The organism is Bradyrhizobium sp. AZCC 1588, from assembly GCF_036924735.1.
GTDB lineage: Bacteria > Pseudomonadota > Alphaproteobacteria > Rhizobiales > Xanthobacteraceae > Bradyrhizobium.
On record NZ_JAZHSC010000001.1, the window covers coordinates 5598357 to 5620267 of the forward strand.

The following is a 21911-nucleotide window of genomic DNA, read 5'->3' on the forward strand; positions in this document are numbered from 1 at the left end:
AGGCCCGTCATTCAGGCGGGCCGTTGCCGTTTTGGGACTACCGAACGATGAGCCATTCCAATCGTATCGACCATATTCGCCTGACATCGCATCCGGTGCCCGGTGCGACGCATGAATTCCCGATCGTATGGGGAGCGCCGACCGCGCGTGAACGTGGTCCGATCATCGGGACGGTATCGCGTCCGCAGGATCGTAACGTGATTGGCAGTCACGGGGGCTCCTATGCGGTCTACCGCGCACTTGCCGTTTCTTCGGGTGCGCTGGATCCGATCCGTCGCCCCGATCTGACCAATACACACCCGGCCGCGACCGTTGGGCCGTTCTCGCAATGGATAGATCCGGAACGCATCGTTGCGCTCGATCCGTGGGGACATCTCGTCGCGGAGAACTTTCGCGCCGAAATCACGGAAGGCATCGATATCCGGCCGAGCATCGCGATCACGCGGGCCCGGCTCGACCTGCCGGAAATTCAGGCGGCTCTGGCCGCCAAGCGGTTGGTGCCCGACGGCGAGTTCGTTCACGCCAGCGGCTCCGTCTCCGTTGTCAAGATAGCGATCGATCCGGTCTGGCACTTGCCCGGGATCGCGCACCGCTTCGGCACGAGCGTGACCAATCTGCGGCGCGCGCTGTTCGAACAGACTGCGGGCATGTTTCCCGAGCTCGTCACGCGCCCCGATTTGCAAGTCTTTCTTCCGCCGATCGGCGGAACGACCGTCTATCTGTTCGGCGACGTCACGAAGCTTCCGGACCATCGGACCAAAATCACCTGTCGCGTCCATGACGAGTGCAACGGTTCGGATGTTTTCGGCTCGGACATTTGCACCTGCCGTCCATATCTCATTCAGGGCATCGAGGAATGCGCGCGCGCCGGACAATCGGGTGGTCTGGGCGTTATCGTCTACAACCGCAAGGAAGGCCGGGCGCTCGGCGAGGTCACGAAATTTCTGGTCTACAATGCGCGCAAGCGTCAGGAAGATGGCGACGATGCATCCGCCTATTTCGAACGAACGGAATGCGTTGCCGGGGTGCAGGATGCGCGTTTCCAGCAACTGATGCCGGATGTCATTCACTGGCTGGGATTGAAGCGCATCGATCGCTTCATCTCGATGAGCGACATGAAGTATGATGCGCTTACGGGGCAGGGTATCGACATTGTCGAGCGCGTCGCTATTCCCGACTACATGATTCCCGCCGACGCCCATGTGGAAATGGCCGCCAAGAAAGCCGCGGGATATTTTTCACCTGACACGAAGCCTGAGGATCTGATCGCTTCCGGTCGGCCGCTCGAAAAATACTAGGGCGAGCCAGGGCCATTGATCGTGACAGCAGACGCGGCGGCAGACGGCTTATCTCTCTTAAGTGCGGGAGCGGTGCGCAATCGCGCGCACCGGATGCTGGAAATCGGCTTGAACGACCAGCTTCAGCATTTCCAAGTCGATCTTGGCCGGCTCGACGAGGCGGTTGATCTCGTGCTTGCGACAACACGCAAAGCCTATCCGACGTTCGATGTTCCCTTTCATTCGCGCTGGCGCCATTTTGTCGTCGGCGGCATCGATCGCTGGGCGGCACTTGCCGGCGCCAGGAACTGGCGCGATAGCAAGGAGCGCGCCCGCGCCGAGTTTGACCTTGCCATAATCAGCGTGCTGCTCGACGCCGGAGCGGGTCCGTCGTGGCGCTATCGCGATCCCTTGACGGGCGCAAGTATCGGCCGTTCGGAGGGGCTGGCGCTTGCCAGTCTGGATATGTTTGCGCGCGGCGTGTTCTCAGCGAAGGCTGACGAGCCGCTGCGGGCCGATGCCGTTAGCCTTGAACGACTGACCGTTGCCGATCTGCAGACTGGCTTTCAGGTTGCGGACGACAATCCATTGGTTGGTCTCGAGGGCCGCATCAACCTTCTTCGCCGACTCGGCGAAGTAGCATCGGCGTTGCCGCAGATTTTCGCCCGCGACGACACGGCTCGGCCGGGTGGATTGTTCGATCACCTCACAGGGACGGCCGAGGCGGGGGTGATCGCTGCCTCGACGATTTTGTCAGAACTTTTGCGCCAACTGGGGCCGATCTGGCCGTCGCGTATAACGCTCGGCGGAATTCCGTTAGGAGATTGCTGGCGTCATCCGGCGCTCAAGACCGAGGATGCGACCAGCGAGCTGGTGCCGCTGCACAAATTGTCGCAGTGGCTATCGTATTCGCTGATCGAGCCGATACAGCGGACGGGCCTGCGGGTGACGGACATCGACGGCCTGACGGGCCTGGCGGAATACCGCAACGGCGGATTGTTCGTCGACGCCGGGGTACTGCTGCTGCGCGACCCCATGGACGCGCAACGCGAACATGATGTCGCCTCGATGCTCGTGGTCGAGTGGAGGGCGCTGACCGTCGCGCTGCTGGACCGGCTGGCGGATCTGTTGCGGCAACGCGTTGGCCTTGACGCGGTCTCGCTTCCACTGGCGAAGATTCTGGAAGGCGGCACCTGGGCGGCGGGCAGGGCGCTGGCGTTCGCGCGCCGGTCCGATGGTTCGCCGCCCGTCAAGGTCAGTAGCGACGGTACGGTTTTCTAGTATCTGTTTGACGCGTTTTTCTTCATGCGAACAGCGTATCCGGTTCGCTCAAAAATGCTATGGAACGCGATTCGATTACCCGCAGGGAGCAAAAGCATGGAAGGCGTTACGATCGTGGATCACCCGTTGGTCCAGCACAAGCTTACGCTGATCCGCGACAAGACGATTTCGACCAAGTCTTTTCGCGAGCTCCTCAAGGAGATCGGGATGCTGCTTTGTTACGAGGTGACGCGCGACCTGCCGCTAACCGATGTGGAGGTCGAGACTCCGCTTGCACGAATGCACTCCGCCAAGATCGCGGGTAAGAAACTGGTTTTCGTGCCGGTGTTGCGGGCAGGGGTGACCTTTGTCGACGGAATGCTGGACCTCGTTCCGACCGCCCGCGTCGCGCATATCGGGCTCTACCGCGAACCGCATTCGTTCGTGGCGGTCGAATACTTCTTCAAATCGCCGTCCGATCTTCACGAGCGGCTGGCAATCGTGGTGTCACCGGTACTTGCGACGGCGAACACGGCTGTGGCGGCGGTGGATCGGCTGAAGGAACGCGGCGCGAAGGATATTCGGCTGGTATGCCTGCTTGCCGCGCCGGAAGGTGTGGAGCGCTTCCGCGGCCTGCATCCCGACGTGCGGTTGTGGACGGCCGGTATCGACGAGGGGCTCGATGCAAACGCTTTTATCCTGCCTGGCCTTGGTGATGCCGGGGATCGCGCCTACGGGACGCGATAAGGCCCCGACAGCTCTCGGCGCGCCTTACTGGAAGGCCGTTTCCGAGAAGTTTCTGAGCTTGCGCGAGTGCAGCCGCTCCAACGGCATGTCCGCCAACTTCTCCATCGTCCGGATGCCGATGGTCAGATGCTGGGCGACCTGCCGCTTGTAGAATTCGGTGGCCATGCCGGGCAGCTTCAGTTCTCCGTGCAACGGCTTGTCGGACACGCACAGCAAGGTGCCGTAGGGTACGCGGAAGCGGAACCCGTTGGCGGCGATGGTCGCCGATTCCATGTCGAGCGCAATGGCGCGCGACTGCGAGAGCCGCTGAATCGGACCACGCCGGTCGCGCAATTCCCAATTGCGATTATCGATGGAAGCAACGGTGCCGGTGCGCATGACGCGCTTCAGATCATATCCGGATAGCCCGGTCACCTCCGCCACGGCCTCCTCGAGCGCGACCTGGATTTCGGCCAGCGCGGGAAGAGGCACCCATAGCGGGAGATCGTCGTCGAGAACATGATCCTCCCGCACATAAGCATGCGCCAGCACGTAGTCGCCCAGCGCCTGGGTGTCGCGCAATCCGGCGCAGTGCCCGAGCATGAGCCACGCATGCGGCCTGAGCACCGCGATATGGTCGGTGATCGTCTTGGCGTTCGCGGGCCCGACACCGATATTGACCATGGTGATGCCTGCGTAGTCGGGCCTCTTCAGATGATATGCCGGCATTTGCGGCAGACGCGCCGTTGTGACGCCGGCGGCCGGTCGCTGTTCGCCGCGCCTGATGATGACGTTGCCGGGCTCGACGAATTCAGTATAGCCGGTATCGCCATTCGCCATCAGGTCCCTGGCGCGAGCACAGAATTCGTCGATGTAGAATTGGTAGTTGGTGAACAACACGAAGTTCTGAAAGTGGTTTGGGCTGGTGGCCGTGTAGTGCTGCAGGCGATGCAGGGAATAGTCGACGCGCTGCGCCGTGAATTGCGCCAGCGGCCTCGGCCGGCCGACCGGTGCTTCGTATGTGCCATTGGCGATCTGATCGTCGGTTCCATCAAGATCTGGAACGTCGAACAGGTCTCGGATCGGTCGCTTGATGTTCCTGGCGGCGGCGCCGTCAACGTAGGTGCCTTCCTGAAAAGCAAAATGCAGCGGGATGGGGGTTTCCGATTCCGATACGATGACCGGAACGCCATGGTTGCGCATGATCAAATCGAGTTGCTCGATGAGATAGGTTTCGAACAGGTCGGGCTGGGTGATCGTGGTCGAGTAGTGCCCGGGCGTCGGCATGTGGCCATAGGACTGACGAGAATCGACCTGGGTGTATGAGCTCGTGGTGACGCTGATTTCCGGATAGAACGCCCGGTATCGCCGGTTACTGTCGCTGCCAGCCGCGAGCGCGGCGAAGGAATCGCGCAGGAACTGGGTATTTCGAGCATAAAGTGATCGCAAAGCTGCGACCGCCTTGCGCGCGTCGTCGAAGCTTTGCCGCACGAAGGGCTCTGGCGTGGCTATTGGCCCGATGGCTTGGGGACGGCCGTGATTCTTCATGGCCCTAACGTAGTATCTTCGACCCGCCCTGGGGAGGCTTTGGCAAGGGAACCTTCCCGGCCCAGAAGCAGGCTCGCTTGCCGGACTTCGTCGGCCACCGCAGGGGTTTTGGGCGCAAAGGGCCGGGGATAAGATCGCGCCGGGTCGCTTCTAGTACGAAACTGGTACAGTGTGTTCGCAACCGAAGCTTGGATTTACCCGGAGCCGGCGAACGATCATGAGCTTTTTCGAACGCCTAAAGACAGCAGCATCCGCCGAGTGGCGGGCCTACGCCGAGCATCCCTTCACGAACGGGTTGGCGGATGGTTCGCTCGCCGAGGCGGCGTTTCGCCACTACCTCGTCCAGGACTACCTTTTCCTTATCGAGTTTGCCCGCGCCTACGCGCTCGCCGTCTACAAGTCGCCCGAGCTTGCCGACATGCGTGAAGCAGCCGCCGGCCTCTCGGCCATCCTCGACGTCGAGATGAACCTGCATGTGAAGCTCTGCGCCGGCTGGGGCCTGTCGCCTGGCGATCTCGAGAAGGCCCCGCCTGCCGTCGAGATGCTGGCCTACACACGCTACGTACTTGACGCCGGAATGCGCGGCGATCTGTTGGCACTCAAGGTGGCGCTTGCTCCCTGCGTGATCGGCTACGCGGAGATTGCGACGCGGCTTGCGTCGCGACCAGATGCGCTCGCTGCAACGAACCCATATCGCGTTTGGATCACCGAATATGCCGGCGCGCCATACCAGGACGTCGCGGCGAAAGCGCGGGCTCACTTGGAGAATCTCGCCGATCTCTACGCCACGCCCGCCCGCGAGGCCGAGCTGATCGCGATCTTCAAGGAAGCCACCCGACTCGAGGCGGACTTCTGGGAGATGGGCTGGCGCGCGGGCCAGCGTGCACAATAGTCAGTGACGGCGTAATGCGTTTGGTTTTCAAGTTGAACGAGTGCATTGCCTGACTCGGGACGATGCGCCGCTATTCTTTCGTATTGTCGTCAGTTGCTGGAGATCTGGCTTCCTTGATCAGATTTCGCCACTTGCCCACCCTCTGCCGAGAGAGTCTCTGACGAATGGGCGCCCGCTCGCGGGCTGACTTGGAGCGTACTCATACTGCAGCGTTCTGAGGCTATTTCAGCCACCCTTTGACCCTGGCGCAGAGCGTTTCCGTCGATATGCCGTAGCGGTCGTGCAGCGTTGGCAACGCGCCCGCCGCGAGGAATTCGTCCGGCAGGCCGACCATGCGAAAGGCCGGATGCACCCCTTCGCGCATCAGCAGGCCGGCGACGGCCTCGCCCAGGCCGCCATTGACCGTGTGATTCTCGGCAACCACGACGAGTCGGCCGGGCTTTGCGCAGCAGGCCAAGATCGTTGCGGCATCGAGCGGCTTGATTGTCGGCACGTGCAGGACACCGGTATCGATCCGGTCGCTCATCAGTGCCTTCGCGGCTTCCAGCGCACGCATCGTCATGATGCCCGAGGAGATGAAGAGGACCTCGTACCCGTCCCGCAGCAGCTTGGCCTTCCCGAGTTCGAAGCTGTAGCCGTACTCGTCGAGCACGAGCGGAACCTGCCCACGCAGGAGGCGCATGTAGACCGGCCCGTTGTGGCGCACCATTGCCGGCACGACCTGCTCGATCTCGTGTGCATCGCAAGGATCGATCACCACCATGTTCGGCATGGCGCGGAACAGCGCGAGGTCTTCGGTCGCCTGATGGGAGGGGCCGTAGCCAGAGGTGAGTCCCGGCAGCGCGCAGGCGATCTTCACATTGCGGTCTTCCTCCGCGATCGTCTGGTGGATGAAGTCGTAGGCGCGACGCGAGGCGAAGACGGCATAGGTCGTCGCGATGGGCGTGAAGCCTTCCGCCGCCAGTCCCGAGGCGGCACCGAACAGCAACTGCTCCGCCATCCCCATCTGGTAGTAGCGATCGGGAAAGGCCTGCGCGAAGATGTGCAAGTCGGTGTACTTGCCGAGATCGGCGGTCATGCCGAGGATCGAGCCGTCCTCTTTCGCCGACTCGACGAGCGCGTGGCCGAATGGAGCTGGCTTCGTTCGTTGCCCTTCGCCCGCGATCGAGGCGATCATCGCGGAGGTGGTGAGGCGCGGCTTGCCGGCGTCGGTCTTCGGAGCTGCGGGCTTCATGAAGGCTTCCTCTCGTCGAGTGCGTCGAGCGCAAGCCGCCATTCATGGGCTTCCACGCGGATGAAATGGTTCTTCTCACGCGCCTCGAGGAAGGGCACGCCTTTGCCCATCAGCGTGTCGGCGATGATCATGCTGGGCTTGCCCTGGCCGTGCTGCGCCTTGGCTGCATCGAAGGCAGTGCGCACCGCCGCGAGATTGTTGCCGTCGATGCGCTGGACGAACCAGCCGAAGGCATTGAGCTTCTCGCTCAGCGGCTCGAAGCCCATGACTGTGGTCGACGGACCGTCGGCCTGCTGGTTGTTGACGTCGACGATGGCGATAAGGTTGTCGAGCTTGTAATGGGCGGCGGACATGATCGCCTCCCAGACCGAGCCTTCGTCCAGCTCGCCATCCGAGAACAGCGTATAGACGCGACTGTCGGAACCCTTCCGCTTGAGGCCGAGGCATTTGCCGACCGCGATGGACAGCCCGAGTCCGAGCGAGCCGCCCGACATCTCCATGCCGGGCGTGTAGCTCGCCATGCCGGACATCGGCAGGCGGCTTTCGTCCGAGCCGTAAGTCTCCAGCTCCTCCTCCGGAATGATCCCGGCCTCGATCAACGCTGCGTAAAGGGCAATTGCGTAATGGCCACTGGAGAGAAGGAAACGATCGCGCTCCTCCCAGCCGGGATCGTCGGGCCGGTAGCGCATAGCGTGGAAGTAGGCGGTGGCCAGGATGTCGGCGACATCCAGCGCCTGCGCGATGTATCCTTGCCCTTGGACCTCGCCCATCAGGACGGCATGGCGCCGGATATTCCAGGCACGGCGTTCGAGCGAAACGTTGTGGCCGAGTGGAGCGGTTCTCATGAGTACTGAGCCTTCTTGAAGGTAAGCATTGGCGACAGTGGCGAGGATTGCCGGCCGGAGCCGGTGGCTGCCGCTCAGCCGTGGATCAGCATGCCGCCATTGACGTCGATCACCGCGCCCGTGACGTAGGCCGAGAGGTCGGAGGCGAGGAACAGGTAGATGCCCGCCACGTCGCTTGCGTCGCCGAGCCGGTTGAGCGGGATCCCCTTGATAATCTCCCTGCGCATCTCGTCGGTCAGCTTGCCGCCGGTGATGTCGGTCTGGATCAGGCCCGGCGTCACGCAGTTCACGCGGATGCCGTCAGGCCCGAATTCGCGCGCCATCGCCTTGGCGAGTCCGAGTACGCCCGCCTTCGCCGAGGAATAGTGCGGCCCGCCGAAGATGCCGCCGCCGCGTTGCGCCGAGACGGAGGACATGCAGGCGATCGAACCCTGCTTGCGCGCCTGCATATGCGGGATGAAGACCTGGCTCAGGAACAGCACACCCTTGCAATTGATATCCTGGATCCGATCCCAGCTTGCCTCGTCGATCTCCAGCGTCTTCACCGGCTGGGTGACGCCCGCATTGTTGATCAGGACATCGAGCTGACCAAAGGCCTTGATGACCTTGTCCGCGGCGGCCTGACAGGACGCTTTGTTCGCGACGTCGCAGCCGAGGCCGATATGCTGCGGGCCGAGCTCGGCGGCGGCCTTTTGCGCGGCCGCCTCGTCGATATCGAGGATGGCGATGCGCGCGCCATGGCTCGCGAAAAGCTTCGCCGTGGCCAAGCCGATGCCGCGAGCGCTGGCGGCGCCGGAAATCGCGGCGGTCTTGTTCTGAAGCAACATTCCATCCCTCGAACGGTGTGATTTTTGTTGCGTGATACTGACTCGCCTTTTTCCATGGGAGAAACGCAAAAATTGCGCTATTTGATGAATTGAATTCATCCTGCCGGCGTCCTCGCGCTGGTCGGCCGGTGTCCGCAATCATCAAACGTCGGGGAATCGGGCTCCTGAGGAAGACATGAGACGCTTGCCGCTTTCCGCGCTCCAGGCCTTCGAGGCCGCAGCCCGGACGGGCTCCTTTCGGGCAGCCGGCGAGGAGCTCGGCATTTCGCCGAGCGCGGTCAGCCACGCGGTCCGCAAGCTCGAAAGCCTGATGGGTGCGGTGCTGTTCGACAGGAAGAGCCGTGCCGTCCATCTCAACACGGCGGGCGAAGCGCTGATGCGCCACGTCGCGTCTGGCTTCGACGAGATGCGGCAAGGCATCGAGACCGTCGGCTCGCGCTCCGGCAACCTGCTGCGGTTGCACTGCGCGCCGTCCATGGCCGCGCAATGGCTCATGCCGCGCCTGCGAGATCTTTTGGCCAAGCAACCCGGGCTCGAGGTGCGGCTTGCGGCCGGGGTCGACTATCCGCGGTTTGAGCACGACGAGTTCGACGCCGACATCTGCTACGGGCCACCGCGGCAGGAGGGATTGATCGTCATCCCGCTCGGCGAGGAGACCGTCACTCCTCTCTGCGCGCCGGATCTTGCCGCGCAGATCACTTCAGCGAAGGATCTCCTCGACGCGAAGCTCATCGAAAGCGACAACAAGCGCGTGCGGTGGAATAGCTGGTTCGATGCGAACGAGATCGCTCCTCCGGCTCCCCGTGGCTCGCGCTTCGACCGGTCCTTCATGGCCATCGCCGCAGCCGTCGACGGACTCGGCGTCGCCCTGGAATCGACACGGCTGGCCGAGCGTGAGATTGCGGCCGGCCAGCTCGTCGCTCCGCTCGCTGGGCGGGCGAAGGACGTGGGCTATGTCGGGCACTACCTCGTCTTTCCACGTGTGGCCAAGGCCCGCCGATCGGTTCGGATGTTCACGCACTGGCTGACGCAGGAGTTGAGCCTGCCTCCGCCAAAGATCTGAAACAAGGCAGCGCCACCTAATGACTGGAGAGACATCGTGAACCTCTACGCAAAACTCCTCGAGCGTGAAGCAGAGCGACGCCCTGTAAGGGTGGGGTTGATCGGTGCGGGAAAGTTCGGGGCGATGTACCTTCATCAGGTTCTGCGTACGCCCGGCGTGCATCTCGTCGGCATCGCCGATCTATCGCCATCTCGTGCGATCGAGAACCTGAAGCGCGTCGGGTGGACCGAGGAGCGGTATGGCGCAGTCTCTCTTGATGATGCCCTTGAGAATGGCTCGACCTTCCTGACCGACAACTGGGAAGCGCTTGTCAATTACCACGGCATTGACCTGATTGCCGAATGCACCGGTAACCCGGTGGCTGCCGTCGAACATTGTCTGGCAGCATTTTCGGCCGGCAAGCCGATCATCAACGTGACGGTCGAAGCTGATGCGTTCTGCGGACCGATCCTGGCGCATAAAGCCAGGCAGGCAGGTGTGATCTACAGCCTTGCCTATGGCGATCAACCGGCTTTGGCTTGTGATCTCGTTGACTGGGCGAGAGCATGCGGCTTCCCAGTGGTCGCGGCTGGTCGCGGTCACAAATGGCTGCCGCAATATCGGGAATCGACGCCTGAAACGGTCTGGGATCACTGGGGGCTGACCGCCGAGCAGGCTGCACGCGGTGGCATGAACCCGAAGATGTTCAACGCTTTCCTTGACGGATCGAAGCCGGCGATCGAATCCGCTGCAATAGCGAACGCGACCGGCCTACAGGCGCCCTCGCAGGGGCTTGCGTTCCCTCCGGGATCAGTCGACGACATTCCTACGCTGATGCGCCCCCGCTCGGAAGGAGGAGTGTTGGAGGCCAAGGGGCAAGTCGAGGTCGTGTCCTGCCTCACGGCCGACGGCGCTCTGATCCCAAACGACATCCGAAAGGGCGTCTGGGTTTGCTTCGAAGGTGATAGCGAGTACATCCGCAATTGCTTCGAGGAGTACAAGGTCGTCACGGATCCGACTGGCCGTTACATGAGCTCCTATAAGAAATGGCATCTGATTGGTCTGGAGCTCGGAATTTCGGTTGCAGCCATAGCGCTTCGCGGTGAACCGACGGGTGTTGCAACTAGCTTCAATGCCGATGTTGCCGCTACCGCGAAGAAGGATTTGCGTCCGGGGGATATGCTCGATGGGGAAGGAGGTTACACCGTCTTCGGAAAGCTAACGCCTGCCAGCACATCGCTGGCGAAGGGATATCTGCCGCTGGGCCTTGCTCACAATGTGCGATTGATCCGGCCAGTGGCCAAAGACTCCTGCATCACCTGGGCCGATGTAGCGATCGACGAGACGCTGCCCGCAGTGCGTATCCGACGCGAGCAGGAGGCGCTCTATTCCCCGGCCGCTACACGAAAACGCGCCTAGCTTGTTGCTCTGTCAATGCGCCAACCGCGGCGGCCCGACGCCTCCAATGCCCGCGGTCGCTACGCGTTAGTCTTCCCGTTACTACAATTCCCATCGCATGATCGTGCGGCTCGGACGCCGGCGGCGGAGGCGCCGTCCGTTCACAAAGCAGAATCAGACTTAGAAGTTGTCTAAGCGATTAACATGTAACGGCAAGGCACCTGTGCTTCCAGATTTCGAATGTTTCAAATTGCTATAGACGCCCGATGGCTTGATGGCGGCTATAACAGGGCGTAACGGTCCTCGGCATTGATGGGGTCGATGCGCGGAGCTCTTCTCTGAGCGCATCGGGATTACCGCGGCCGCCTGTCATGACGAGACTAAAGAAGAGGAGGCGAGCAGTGACGCAGTCAAGCCCTGACAACGAGTCTGCAGGCGCAGAGATGCACCGGTCCATGATGGCCGCCTTCTGCGACGTTCTTCGTACCAGTCAGCTTCCGCCCATGACGGTGATGAACCTCGCCGCGTCCGCCCTCGGAGCAATCTACAAGGAAGTCGCCGATCAGCATGGCACCGATGGCGGTTGTCCCTGCGGCTGGAAGCCAAATCCGCGTACCGATATCGCGGTTCTGCAGGCGACATTGGCCGCGTCAATAGAAGCCATCCCATCTGCTGATCTGCGTATCATGCAGGCTGTCGGACGTGCATAAGCCATGATGCGCGCGAGCCCCGCAGCTCTCGTACATATCGGTGGGGTTCGACGTCTACATTGAGCCCACGGCCCGCTCCGGAAGTCCCTTTCATGTTCACGGCCGAACGACCAATATTGCGGCGGTTCCGCTGCCGGAATAATCCATCTCGGCGCGGTCGCTCGTCTTCTCGATTTTGAGCGTTTCTAAAATTTCGCTGGTGCGAAGCATAAGTGTACGCAGCGCCTAGAATTGACGCAGGCGTGCCGTCGTCAAATGGCGGCGGCGCGAAAATAGTACCCCGACCGCTGGGAAAAACATCATCCTTAAACGTCTTACTTTGGAGGAGCCGCAAGGCCGCGGCTGGCGTGACGATAATATTGATACAGGCCCTGCCGGTGAGAGGCGCTTACGCGCCTCATGACGTGCGCGGTTGAACGAGAATGGAAGATTGAACGATGATGGGCGAGATGACGAAACTGGCCGAAGCGCTGCAGACAGGGTGCAGGTTTGGGCGGATGGCGTTGATGGCGCTTGTCGTGTCGGCCGGTGTTGTCGGCCCAGTGGCGGCCCAGGAAGGGGAGCCGACGGCCCAGGCGCAACCCGCATCGCCGCTGCCGTCGTCTCCTGCATCTCCCGCGCCCGGTGTGGAGCGGCCAGTGACATCGCCATCATCAGCGACATCTGTCGGCGCTGACGCCGCGGTATCGGCGGCGCCGCTGCCGCAAGTGTCACCGGCAATGGCCGAACCTCCGGCCGCTGCGCCGGTACCATCGAATGCGCCAGTCGTCGCCCCGGCAGCCGGCTCCGCGACGCTTCCGCACGATCTGTCGCCGTGGAGCATGTTCATGCAGGCGGACATGGTCGTGAAGGCGGTGATGGTCGGCCTTGCCTTTGCGTCGCTATTGACCTGGACGGTGTGGTTGGCCAAGGGCGTCGAACTCACAGGCGCCAAACGCAACGCCCGTAGCGCCACGCGCAAGCTTAGTGGCGCCGAAAGCCTCGCAGACGCATCACGAGAGATCAATGCCGGATGGGCGAAGAATGGCCGCGTCGCCGATCTGGTCAATGCTGCGCTTCAGGAACTGCAGCGCTCGACCGATCTGTCCGCGGAAGGGATCAAGGAGCGTCTCGCGATCGCGCTGTCCCGCATCGAGGCAAAAGCGAGCCGAGACATGGCGCGGGGCACCGGACTTCTCGCGACGATCGGCGCAACGGCGCCGTTCGTCGGCCTGTTCGGCACGGTGTGGGGTATCATGAATTCGTTCATCGGCATCTCGCAATCGAAGACGACGAACCTTGCCGTCGTTGCGCCCGGAATCGCCGAAGCATTGCTCGCGACCGCCATCGGCCTTGTCGCGGCCATTCCGGCGGTGATCATCTATAACGTCATCCAGATCGATCAGGACCTTCGCAGCGAAGTGGCCAACAGCCTGCGCGAGATCGAAGCGCAAACGGCCGAGTACGTCGAACGCAAGGTTTCGGCTGAGGATCAACTGAAACGCATCGATCTCGTCGCGCCGCAAAGCGGTCTGGTGCACGAGCTCGCAGTTCATACCGTTGGTGGCGTGATTTCTCCGGCCGATACGATCATGTTGATCGTGCCTGATAGCGATAGGCTGGCATTGGAAGCACAGATACAGCCGCAGGATATCGACCAGATTCGGCTGGGCCAGAAGGCGGTTTTGCGCATGTCGGCCTTCAATCAGCGAACTACACCGGAGTTGAACGGTGAGGTCAACCGCATTGCTGCCGATCTGACGCAAGATCAGAAGAGCGGACTATCCTACTATGTCGTTCGCATTGCCGTGCCGCCGCGGGAGCTTGCGCGTCTCGGCAAGCTCGCGCTGGTGCCGGGGATGCCGGCCGAGGCATTTATTCAGACCGGCGATCGAACGGTCATCTCCTATCTGGTCAAGCCGCTGCGGGATCAGTTCAACCGCGCGTTCCGCGAGGAATAGTGCTGGCCTATCGCATTTTGCGAGCGTGCCGCGAACGATGTTGAGGCTCTCTACGCTGGTCAAGGCGGACAACGGCGCCGCTCCTGAACGCCATTGGCGTCAGTGACGAGGCGCCTCCTATGCGATCGTGGATGGCGTTGATGGGCGCACCCACCATCTTATCCACGCCCCCGGTCGACGCGGTGTGCTGGCGTAGTGCTTCCATAGAGGTGGGCCGGCAATACTGAAAGGTCGGGAGTCCTTGAGCATCCGCCGCGATCTCGTAGTCTGCCGGTCAAGTCCGCCGCTAACGGATGCGCTGAGCGACGCGATGTCAATCCGGGAATAATCCCCTACGCCATCCGTTGTTGTGGCATGGCCCATGAACAAACCGTATCGGTCAGTAAGAAAATTGCTCGAGAGCCGACAGATGCGGCTGGCGGCTCAAGCCCGCGGTCGGTGATAGCTATCCTGGTCGCGTTCGCCGCGGTGGCTGTCCTCGGGGTGGGGTTGCCTTATCCGGCCGAGGCACGCTTCGTGCTGGTCGTGTTTGCGCTCGCGATCCTAGGATGGACCCTGTTCAAAATCGACGACACAGTAGTCGCGCTCGCAGCCGTGGCCGCGCTCCTTGTCGGTGGCGCCGTTCCCCTCTCCACCATCGCGACGACGCTGAAAAACCCACTAATCGGACTCTTGGTCGGAGCCTTCGTGATCGCCACCGCACTTACGCGATCGGGACTCGCGGAACGCGTGGTGATCGCCACGATTGGCAATGTCCGATCGGTCACGCGCCTGTTCCATCGGCTCGCCTTCTTGATCTTGGCAACCGCTTTTGTCATTCCCTCGACGACCGGTCGCGCTGTGTTGTTCCTGCCGGTGTTTCTGACGCTCGCCGCTTCGATCCGGGATTTACAGGTCGTGCGTGCACTCGCGCTTCTTATCCCGAGTATCGTTCTGCTCTCGGCATGCGCTTCGCTTACTGGCGCGGGCGCGCATCTGGTCGCCGCCGAGTTCATCACGCGGTCCGGCGGAGCGTTCCTCGATTACGCGCGCTGGACCGTGCTGTGTTTGCCGTTCGCGGTCGCGAGCAGTTTTGTGGCAACGAGTGTGATCCTTTGGCTATTCCTCGACCGCGAGACGCGCATGGCGGCGCCCAAGCTGCCAAGTATTCCGCGAGACCCGCTCAATCCACGGCAGCGCGCGGTCGCAATGATCGTCGCCGTCATGCTGGTCGCGCTTCTCAGCGCGACGGCCGTCGGAATCGAGCCCGCTCTTGTCGTTTTGGTGGCGGCCACACTGCTCGTGATCGGACCATCCCCCGCGCTCTTGCCGGCCACGGCCCTGAAAGCGATCGAATGGAAGCTGTTGGTGTTCCTGGCTGCTACCATGCTGATGGGCGACGCGCTGATCGTCTCCGGCGCCGCGCGCGTGGTTGCGGCGGATCTTGTGATGAGGATCGACTGGCAGGCATTCGGCAGCCCGCTCGCGGTCGCCACAGTTGTCTCCGCGACCGCACTTTGCGCGCATCTGGTCGTGACGTCGCGGACCGCTCGAGCGGTCGTTCTCATTCCGATACTCGCGTTGCCGCTCGCCGGGTTCGGATACGATCCGGCCGCGCTCATTCTGCTCGTCGCAGTCGGAACTGGCTTCTGCCAGACGCTGCCAGTGAGCGCGAAAGCGGTGGCACTCTACGCCACGCTAACGCAGCCGACCTATGCGCCGAGGGATCTGATGCTCCTTTCAGCTGTGCTCTTGCCGATACACCTCCTTCTGTTGGTGGCGTTCGCGCTGGTCGTCTGGCCGCTTCTCGGTATCTCGCTACAACCATGATCATCGGCCGCACCACATGGCAATCAGAAGTGTGCTCTTCCATGCATGGGAATAATCCTGGATCCCATCCGTTATCCTCGCACGCTCTTCTGCCACCCCACAACGGAGGACAAGATGGCCCTTACCGTTCTGATCGCTCCCTCGGGCTTCAAGGAATGCCTGAGCGCCACCGAAGTAGCCGGAGCCATGGCAGCGGGCGTACGGCGCACGCTGCCCGATGCTCGGGTGCTCTCCACGCCGATGATCGACGGCGGCGAAGGCTTCACGGCGGCGCTGGTAGCGGCGACGAACGGCACGCTTGGACAGGTAACGGTCAGTGGTCCCGTCAACGCGCCGGTGCGCGCGCCGATCGGCTTCCTTGGCGGTTCCGGGCCTAAGACGGCCGTGATCGAGATTGCGGCGGCGGCCGGCCTGCGGCTAGTGCCGCGCGAAGCGCGCGATCCGGCGGTGACGACGAGCCGCGGCGTCGGCGAACTCATCCGCGCGGCGCTCGATGCCGGAGCCGAGCACATTCTGGTCGGATGTGGGGACAGCGGCGTCAACGACGGCGGCGCCGGCATGGCGGAAGCGCTCGGCATCCGTTTACTTGACACGGACGACAAGGCGATCGGCTGCGGCGGCGGCGCGTTGGCGCGGCTTGCCTCCGTCGACCTGTCGAATCGAGATCCGCGCCTCGACAGCGTGCAGATTGAGGCGGCGGTCAATTGGCACAATGTGTTGCTCGGCGAACATGGCGTGACGCGCGTTTACGGTCCGCAGAAGGGTGCGACGCCCGCACAGATTGTGATGCTTGAGGCGGCGCTTGGGAACTATGCAGCGTGCGTGCGCGTCGCAACCGGCGTCGATGTCAAGACGGTGGCGGGCGGCGGAGCGTCCGGGGGCATTGGCGCGGGGTTGCATGCGCTCCTCGGCGCGGTGCTGCGTCCGCGCTTCGACATGGTCATGCACTACACCAACTTCGACGCCCTGTTGGCCGAGACCGATCTCGTGCTCACCGGAGAGGGCACTCTCGATAACCAAACGCCGTTCGGCAAGGTGCCGGCGGAAGTCGCGCGGCGCGCGAAGGCACGCGGCCTTCCAGTGATCGCCCTTGCCGGTTCAATCGGCGAAGGCGCCAAAGTTAATCTCGATTGCGGTATCGACGCGTTCGCGAGCATCCAGATGCGGCCCTGGACGCTCGACGAGGCGATGGCGTCGGCGTCTCATCTGCTCCGCCACGCGACCGAAGATACGATTCGCATGGTCCTGGTCGGCATGCGCCTGCTTGATCCCGCGGGCCGCCATAGCCACCGCTTGCGCACGGTCGTCACGGACCTCGACGCAGCCCGACGCCGTCCGCTCGGCTCGTCGGACACTGTAGCGCCGCCGACGATGTTATCAGGGGCTATTCATTTGCAGAGTCCCCAGGATGAGGAGCATGGCAGATCTTGCGGGGCTGCACGCTCCTACCACGAACCTGAGCGCATACTCCTGAGCGAAGGCATCTGACCACATTAGAACCACTTCGCATGATGGTTGGTTCAACTCTACCCCGCGCTTACAAACTAACTATGGGCGAGCTCGTCAGTTGGCGGGATCATAGCATCGCGTCCGTTTCTAGCTCGGCGATTTCAGTTGTGGTCGCAACTTGGTTGCGGCAAGTTTCATCGTGTCGCACTCGTTGCAGAGCGGCATGCGGAGCCAAACTGCACGAGGCCGTCTCCGTAGACGATGTCCTTTCCGGGTTCGCCGAGATCGATCGCCTGGCTGCCAAGTGCCGCGACGCTGGCTTCCGCAGTGCGCGCGGAATCGAGATCACCGGTGGGTAGGCCTGCTGCCTCGGCGCGCCGGGTCTGTTCTCCCAAGTGAGCCAGCGCCAGCCGCGCGGCGACGAACGGTACGGCGAAGGAGGTGCCGGTGTGCTGTCGTAGCCTCCCGTCACCATCGCGAAGAACAAGATCGACGCCGGGAGCGGCAAGTCGGATATGGGGCCCACGAACCGCTCGCTTGTAGACGACGAGATTCCTGTCAACCGCGGTTGCCGCGATCGCCCATGGATAGGCTGCAGGATAGCGCGGTTTGGCGGCGGCGCCGTCATTGCCGCTCGCGGCAACCACGATGACGCCTCGGGCCTGCGCGCGCTTTCCCTCCGCGTCCAGGACCTCGTTTGCCGATCCGGCCAGGCTCAGATTGATGACGGCGACGCCGCGCTCCACTAAAGCATCCATCGCGGAAACCAGATCGAACGTGTCGATCTGGTCCACGCCATTTTGCGAATGGAACGCATCCACCGCTACAATCCGGGCCTTCGGCGTCAGTCCAGGGAATACGCCATCGCCAAGCAAGAGCGTCGCGACCGCCGTTCCGTGGCGCTTGCTCGACGCCTGTCGGTCGGGCGCGCGCTGCGTAATCACTTCTAGTCGCTTGCTGGCGAGCCCTGTGTGGTCCGCATCGATACCCGAATCCACCAGCCCGATGGCACCCAGGTCACCGCAATTTTCCAGCGATCGCCAATCCACGGTCGCCAATGGGTTGAGGAACGCGTTGCGTAGCGTTGACCGGCCGCCCTGCATCCGGAATCGCTGGAGATATAAGGTGTTCTCATCGACAGGTCGTCCCGGCGCGATCTCACGCAATGATGCGAGCGCGCGTTGTTTCGAAATCCGGCCCGGCGCAGCGACGCGCAGCAGCGAACCCCTGCCGCCGCTCAGCGAGCGTTCGGCGACGACGCGAAACCCGCGGTCGCGCAATGTCTGGGTTTGAGTAGCCTCTAATCCGGACAGCACATATTCAGGTGTATTCGCACGCGCCCTCACGGCACGACGCGGTCTTGCATCCCACGGCAACCGAAAGCCGCGAAACAGCGAGAAGTGTCTACCTCTTCCGCCAGGGGTCCAATGGCTGCCGATCGGGGGGCCTCCGCCAGCGCCGGCCCCGCCACCACCATCGCCACCACTGCCGCCACCACTACCACCACCGTCATCAGCGAATGCAGGCGGGAACAGTGCAGGGTGTGTTGGGGACTGGCCGACCACGGCGAAGCCCAGAAATAGGCCGACGACGGTCGCGAATGAACGGCAGGCAATCACGGTTCTCATGGGCGGATCACTAGAATTGTTGCTCTGGGTGTGCGCGCTCGCGCTAGGCGCGCGCCCGCTCGTGGCCATACGGGCGGCTTCCTCTTGTCACATTCGCTATCCGTGGTGATACACTGACTGCGTCTTCGTCGCCTTACAACAACGGAGGATGCTCCCCGCCTATTCCCGCCCGGCGTAAAAAAAGCGCCGGAGCGATCGGAAACGAAAGCACTTCACGTCAGCTGATCGGCAAGGAGCTTAACGTTCATGGAACGGATGAGTTCCAGTGGCGTCCGGTTGCGCACAACAACTTCGGCTTTCATCTATCATCTGAGGACGTTGGACGACGGTGCGTCCAACGGCCGCGATCCATAACGGCTGCGCGGAGGGCCCGAGATTGCAGGAGCCGGCGCATCATCGGGCCTGCACCATGCCTGAAAGCGCGCCAGGAGGCCGCCGAATTACAGGCTCGGCGTTAAGGCTGAACGAGAGCCTTGCGCTCCGCGTCGCCGGTCAGGATTCCCTTGCTCCCGAGCGCTTCGATGAACTGATCCGCCGTCTCGTGGCCGCTCGCAGGCGTGAAGCTGCCGCTCGACGACGAAACCACGACGAGATGGACATACCACGCTCGTTCCCGTAGGCAGGCGACCCGTGTCTGCTGCGTGCCGACGATCGCCGTCGTGAATTCGCGACAGATGGAGCCGTCTTCCATCCGATGCGTGGATACCATGGTGATGTTGGCCGTCGCCGTTCCCAAGATGCTTGGGACTTGCCGCGACTCGCCGCTCGCGAGTTGGAACAGCAACTCCGCTTCTGCAGGCGATACAGCAATGCTGTTCAGCGGCACTTTGTTCGCGAACGTGTTGTCGGGCTGTCGAAGCGCGCTGAGTGCAAAGCCGAGCACGCCTCCGGCACAAAGTGCGATTGAGGCGGCCAAAGCCATGGCCTTGAAGCGATCGGACCGACGCAAGTTGCGCGAGGCTTGTTCGCGCCATGCGTTGGCGGGCGCGATGGTATCGTCTTTTCGGGCACGGTCGTCGGCTTCGTTGGTTGCGCCCGTTTCAGGCCGCGGAACATCGGTGGAGCCGTGCTGGGTGCCTCGGCCAAATTCCGACAATGCATTCCCGAGCCTGCGGGCCATGCCGACAAGATGTTCGGGCACTGCGTCATCGTCGGCGCGACTGGCTGCTCCAGAAAAAAGCGCCCGCGATTCTGCGAATGATGCAAATCGCGCAGCAAGATCGTTGTCGCGGCCAAGCGCCTCGCGCACGCGGGCCGCCTCCGCGGGTTCAAGTTCGCCGTCCGCCAGAGCCATCAGGGTTTCGTCGGTGATCGCGGTCATCAGGGTTTATTCGCGTTGTGGCGGGCTTCGGCGAGTTGATCGAAATCGAGTCCGGCCGACAGAGCAAGCCTGGCGCGAGCCAGACGGCTCATCACTGTTCCGATTGGAGTTTTGAGGCGTTGGGCGGTCTCTCGATAACTCAATTCCTCAACACAAACGGACTGAACAACGGCCTGCTGGTCACTCGGCAGCGACGCGAGCAACGCCTTGACGTCCGCAAGCACAATGCGGCTTTCAGCCACGGCTCGACCATCGGAACCGGAAAGGTGCTCCGCATCCTCAAGCGCCGTCTGAGCTCCCTCGATCTTCCGGCGCCGGATCTGATCGATCCAGAGATTCTTCATGATTCTGAATAGCCATGCGTCCAGCCGTGTGCCCGGCTCCCACAGCGCTTGGGCGCGCAGCGCGCGCTCAAACGTAGCTTGTACAAGATCGTCAGCCTCGTCGGCTCGCCCGGTCAGCGAGCGCGCGAATCGGCGCAGACGAGGCAGCAAGCTCACAAGTTCGTCACCGAAGCCGCTCATTCTTCATGTCTCGACGTCGACGGCATAACTCATTCCTCACGTCTCGACGTCGAGGGCCGTAGTCGTAAAGGAATAACGCGGCGCTCTCTCGCATATTCCGAAAGCTACCATCTTTATTTATGTTCCGGTAACAGCAACATCCTGGAGATCATCTCAGGATGGCCTGAGCCGTGCAAGCCCTTTCGGTTCATCCGGGAATAAGCACTGCGGGCTTCCGTTTAGCTTCGCGTGGCGCAGGAGCGGATCGAACCGTCTCCTGTTGGAGCCGTACGAATAGGCCGCATCGCGGCCGAACAACGGGAGTGGTCCATGCAGATCAATGGAACTGACTTTGACGATCGGCTGCGCGGCACGAATCTGGCCGACACGATTTTCGGCTTCAAGGGCAACGACATTCTGGAAGGATTCAACGGCAACGATACGTTGAATGGCGGAGAAGGCACCGACATTTTGTATGGCGACGGCGGTGACGATCGGCTCTACGGCGACAAGGACAATGACGAGCTGTTGGGTGGGGCCGGAAATGACGTCCTTGATGGCGGCGAAGGCAACGATTTGCTCGAAGGCGAGGACGGAGACGATACGCTGGCCGCAGGCAACGGCAGCGGAGCCGATACGCTCTATGGCGGGGAGGACGCCGATCTGGTCGAAGGCGGCGACGCGAACGACGTCCTTTGTGGAGAGGAGGGCGAGGACGAAATGTACGGCGGTCTCGGTGACGACCGTCTCGACGGCGGCAAGGACGCCGATCGGCTATACGGCGGTGACGGCGTCGACATCGTTTCCGGAGGTTCGGGCGACGGCCTGGTCGCGGGTGGATCCGGTAACGACCGTCTGTTCGGCGGCGAAGACAGCGACTGGCTGATCGGCGATGCCGGAAACGACCAGCTCATCGGCGATAGCGGCAACGATCGGCTTGACGGCGGTATCGGAACCGACAACCTCATCGGCGGCATCGGCAGCGACGTGCTGATCGGCGGGCTGGGCGGCGATACTCTGACCGGCGGAGCCGATCAGGACTCGTTCGTGTTATCGAACATCGCCGCGAACCGCGACACGATCACTGATTTCCTGATCGGTAGCGACGAACTGCAGATCGAAGCGGCCATGTTCGGCGGCGGAATTCGCAGTGGTAATTCGCTCGACGCAAGCCAGCTCGTCGCATCTTCAGCACCTGTTGCGACAAGTTCCGGAGTCGGGACGTTTCTGTTTGACACCGACAACGGCTCGCTGAGCTGGGATGCCGATGGCGCCGGCGACCAGAGTGCCCAGTTGATTGCAACGCTACAGGGTGTTCAGACTCTCAGCGTCAGCGACTTCCTTATCGTCTGAGTCTGCCTCGGGCAGGAAGCACGGTTATCCCTGCTTCCTGCATCCGCGGGTCCGCGAGGCGGGGAATCATCCGCTTTTACAGGCGAAGGCGCGGCAAGTGAAAGACCTCGGCGAAGCAAAGGCCGGAATAAGCTGCCAAGACGTTCGTT

18 protein-coding genes are annotated in these 21911 nt (G+C 62.4%); 11 read left to right on the forward strand and 7 right to left on the reverse strand.

Annotated features, from left to right (window positions below; all coding sequences use genetic code 11):
* Positions 1-47 precede the first annotated feature (47 nt).
* The 3 genes from V1277_RS26055 (at position 48) to upp (ending at position 3284) form a co-directional block, all read left to right on the forward strand.
* Positions 48-1298 carry a GTP cyclohydrolase II gene (locus tag V1277_RS26055; protein WP_334418765.1) on the forward strand — a complete coding sequence of 417 codons (1251 nt, stop codon included), beginning with the start codon at positions 48-50 and terminating at the stop codon, positions 1296-1298.
* A 21-nt stretch (positions 1299-1319) separates the two neighbouring features.
* A complete protein-coding gene (locus V1277_RS26060) occupies positions 1320-2558 on the forward strand; it encodes a URC4/urg3 family protein (RefSeq protein ID WP_334418766.1) in 1239 nt (412 codons plus the stop codon).
* A gap of 96 nt (positions 2559-2654) precedes the next feature.
* Positions 2655-3284, forward strand: coding sequence for a uracil phosphoribosyltransferase (gene upp / locus V1277_RS26065; protein ID WP_028350870.1), 630 nt, complete (start codon positions 2655-2657; stop codon positions 3282-3284).
* 24 nt (positions 3285-3308) lie between these two features.
* Here the strand turns inward: upp and V1277_RS26070 are convergent, their stop codons facing one another.
* Positions 3309-4811: an AMP nucleosidase gene (locus V1277_RS26070; protein ID WP_334418767.1), complete on the reverse strand. Its 1503-nt coding sequence runs from the start codon at positions 4809-4811 to the stop codon at positions 3309-3311.
* Between the two features lie 217 nt (positions 4812-5028).
* On the opposite strand from V1277_RS26070, the gene tenA reads away from it, so the two are divergent.
* Positions 5029-5703: a thiaminase II gene (gene tenA / locus V1277_RS26075; protein ID WP_334418768.1), complete on the forward strand. Its 675-nt coding sequence runs from the start codon at positions 5029-5031 to the stop codon at positions 5701-5703.
* Between the two features lie 220 nt (positions 5704-5923).
* Here tenA and V1277_RS26080 read toward each other — a convergent pair whose 3' ends face one another.
* The 3 genes from V1277_RS26080 to V1277_RS26090 form a co-directional block, all read right to left on the reverse strand.
* Positions 5924-6937, reverse strand: a complete 1014-nt coding sequence (locus V1277_RS26080) for a transketolase family protein (RefSeq protein ID WP_334418769.1) — start codon at positions 6935-6937, stop codon at positions 5924-5926.
* Positions 6934-7782, reverse strand: a complete 849-nt coding sequence (locus V1277_RS26085) for a transketolase (protein ID WP_334418770.1) — start codon at positions 7780-7782, stop codon at positions 6934-6936. Before V1277_RS26085 ends, V1277_RS26080 begins: the two co-directional genes overlap by 4 nt.
* Positions 7783-7856: 74 nt before the next feature.
* On the reverse strand, positions 7857-8609 hold the full coding sequence (locus V1277_RS26090; RefSeq protein WP_334418771.1) for an SDR family NAD(P)-dependent oxidoreductase: 753 nt from the start codon (positions 8607-8609) through the stop codon (positions 7857-7859).
* 175 nt (positions 8610-8784) lie between these two features.
* Here V1277_RS26090 and V1277_RS26095 point away from each other — a divergent pair, with 175 nt between their 5' ends.
* The 6 genes from V1277_RS26095 (at position 8785) to V1277_RS26120 (ending at position 16996) form a co-directional block, all read left to right on the forward strand.
* A complete protein-coding gene (locus V1277_RS26095) occupies positions 8785-9672 on the forward strand; it encodes a LysR substrate-binding domain-containing protein (RefSeq protein ID WP_334418772.1) in 888 nt (295 codons plus the stop codon).
* 36 nt (positions 9673-9708) lie between these two features.
* Entirely contained in the window at positions 9709-11070 is a 1362-nt protein-coding gene (locus V1277_RS26100; protein WP_334418773.1) for an NAD(P)H-dependent oxidoreductase, read from the forward strand.
* Between the two features lie 434 nt (positions 11071-11504).
* Positions 11505-11759: a hypothetical protein gene (locus V1277_RS26105; protein WP_334376218.1), complete on the forward strand. Its 255-nt coding sequence runs from the start codon at positions 11505-11507 to the stop codon at positions 11757-11759.
* A 449-nt stretch (positions 11760-12208) separates the two neighbouring features.
* A complete protein-coding gene (gene exbB / locus V1277_RS26110; RefSeq protein ID WP_334418774.1) occupies positions 12209-13699 on the forward strand; it encodes a tonB-system energizer ExbB in 1491 nt (496 codons plus the stop codon).
* A gap of 438 nt (positions 13700-14137) precedes the next feature.
* Positions 14138-15508 (forward strand): SLC13 family permease, encoded by a 1371-nt coding sequence (locus V1277_RS26115; RefSeq protein ID WP_334418775.1) that lies wholly within the window; start codon positions 14138-14140, stop codon positions 15506-15508.
* Positions 15509-15553: 45 nt separating this feature from the next.
* Complete coding sequence (locus V1277_RS26120; protein ID WP_334418776.1) at positions 15554-16996, forward strand: glycerate kinase family protein; 1443 nt, start codon at positions 15554-15556, stop codon at positions 16994-16996.
* A 155-nt stretch (positions 16997-17151) separates the two neighbouring features.
* On the opposite strand, the gene V1277_RS26125 is transcribed toward V1277_RS26120, so the two are convergent.
* The 3 genes from V1277_RS26125 to V1277_RS26135 form a co-directional block, all read right to left on the reverse strand.
* The gene (locus V1277_RS26125) at positions 17152-18303 is read right to left on the reverse strand and encodes a S8 family serine peptidase (RefSeq protein ID WP_334418777.1); all 1152 of its coding nucleotides are present in this window, start codon (positions 18301-18303) and stop codon (positions 17152-17154) included.
* Between the two features lie 736 nt (positions 18304-19039).
* Positions 19040-19906: an anti-sigma factor family protein gene (locus V1277_RS26130; RefSeq protein ID WP_334418778.1), complete on the reverse strand. Its 867-nt coding sequence runs from the start codon at positions 19904-19906 to the stop codon at positions 19040-19042.
* The gene (locus V1277_RS26135) at positions 19906-20430 is read right to left on the reverse strand and encodes an RNA polymerase sigma factor (protein ID WP_334376202.1); all 525 of its coding nucleotides are present in this window, start codon (positions 20428-20430) and stop codon (positions 19906-19908) included. The genes V1277_RS26130 and V1277_RS26135 overlap by 1 nt, the downstream gene beginning before the upstream one ends.
* Before the next feature lie 309 nt (positions 20431-20739).
* Here V1277_RS26135 and V1277_RS26140 point away from each other — a divergent pair, with 309 nt between their 5' ends.
* On the forward strand, positions 20740-21762 hold the full coding sequence (locus V1277_RS26140; protein WP_334418779.1) for a calcium-binding protein: 1023 nt from the start codon (positions 20740-20742) through the stop codon (positions 21760-21762).
* Positions 21763-21911: the final 149 nt, after the last annotated feature.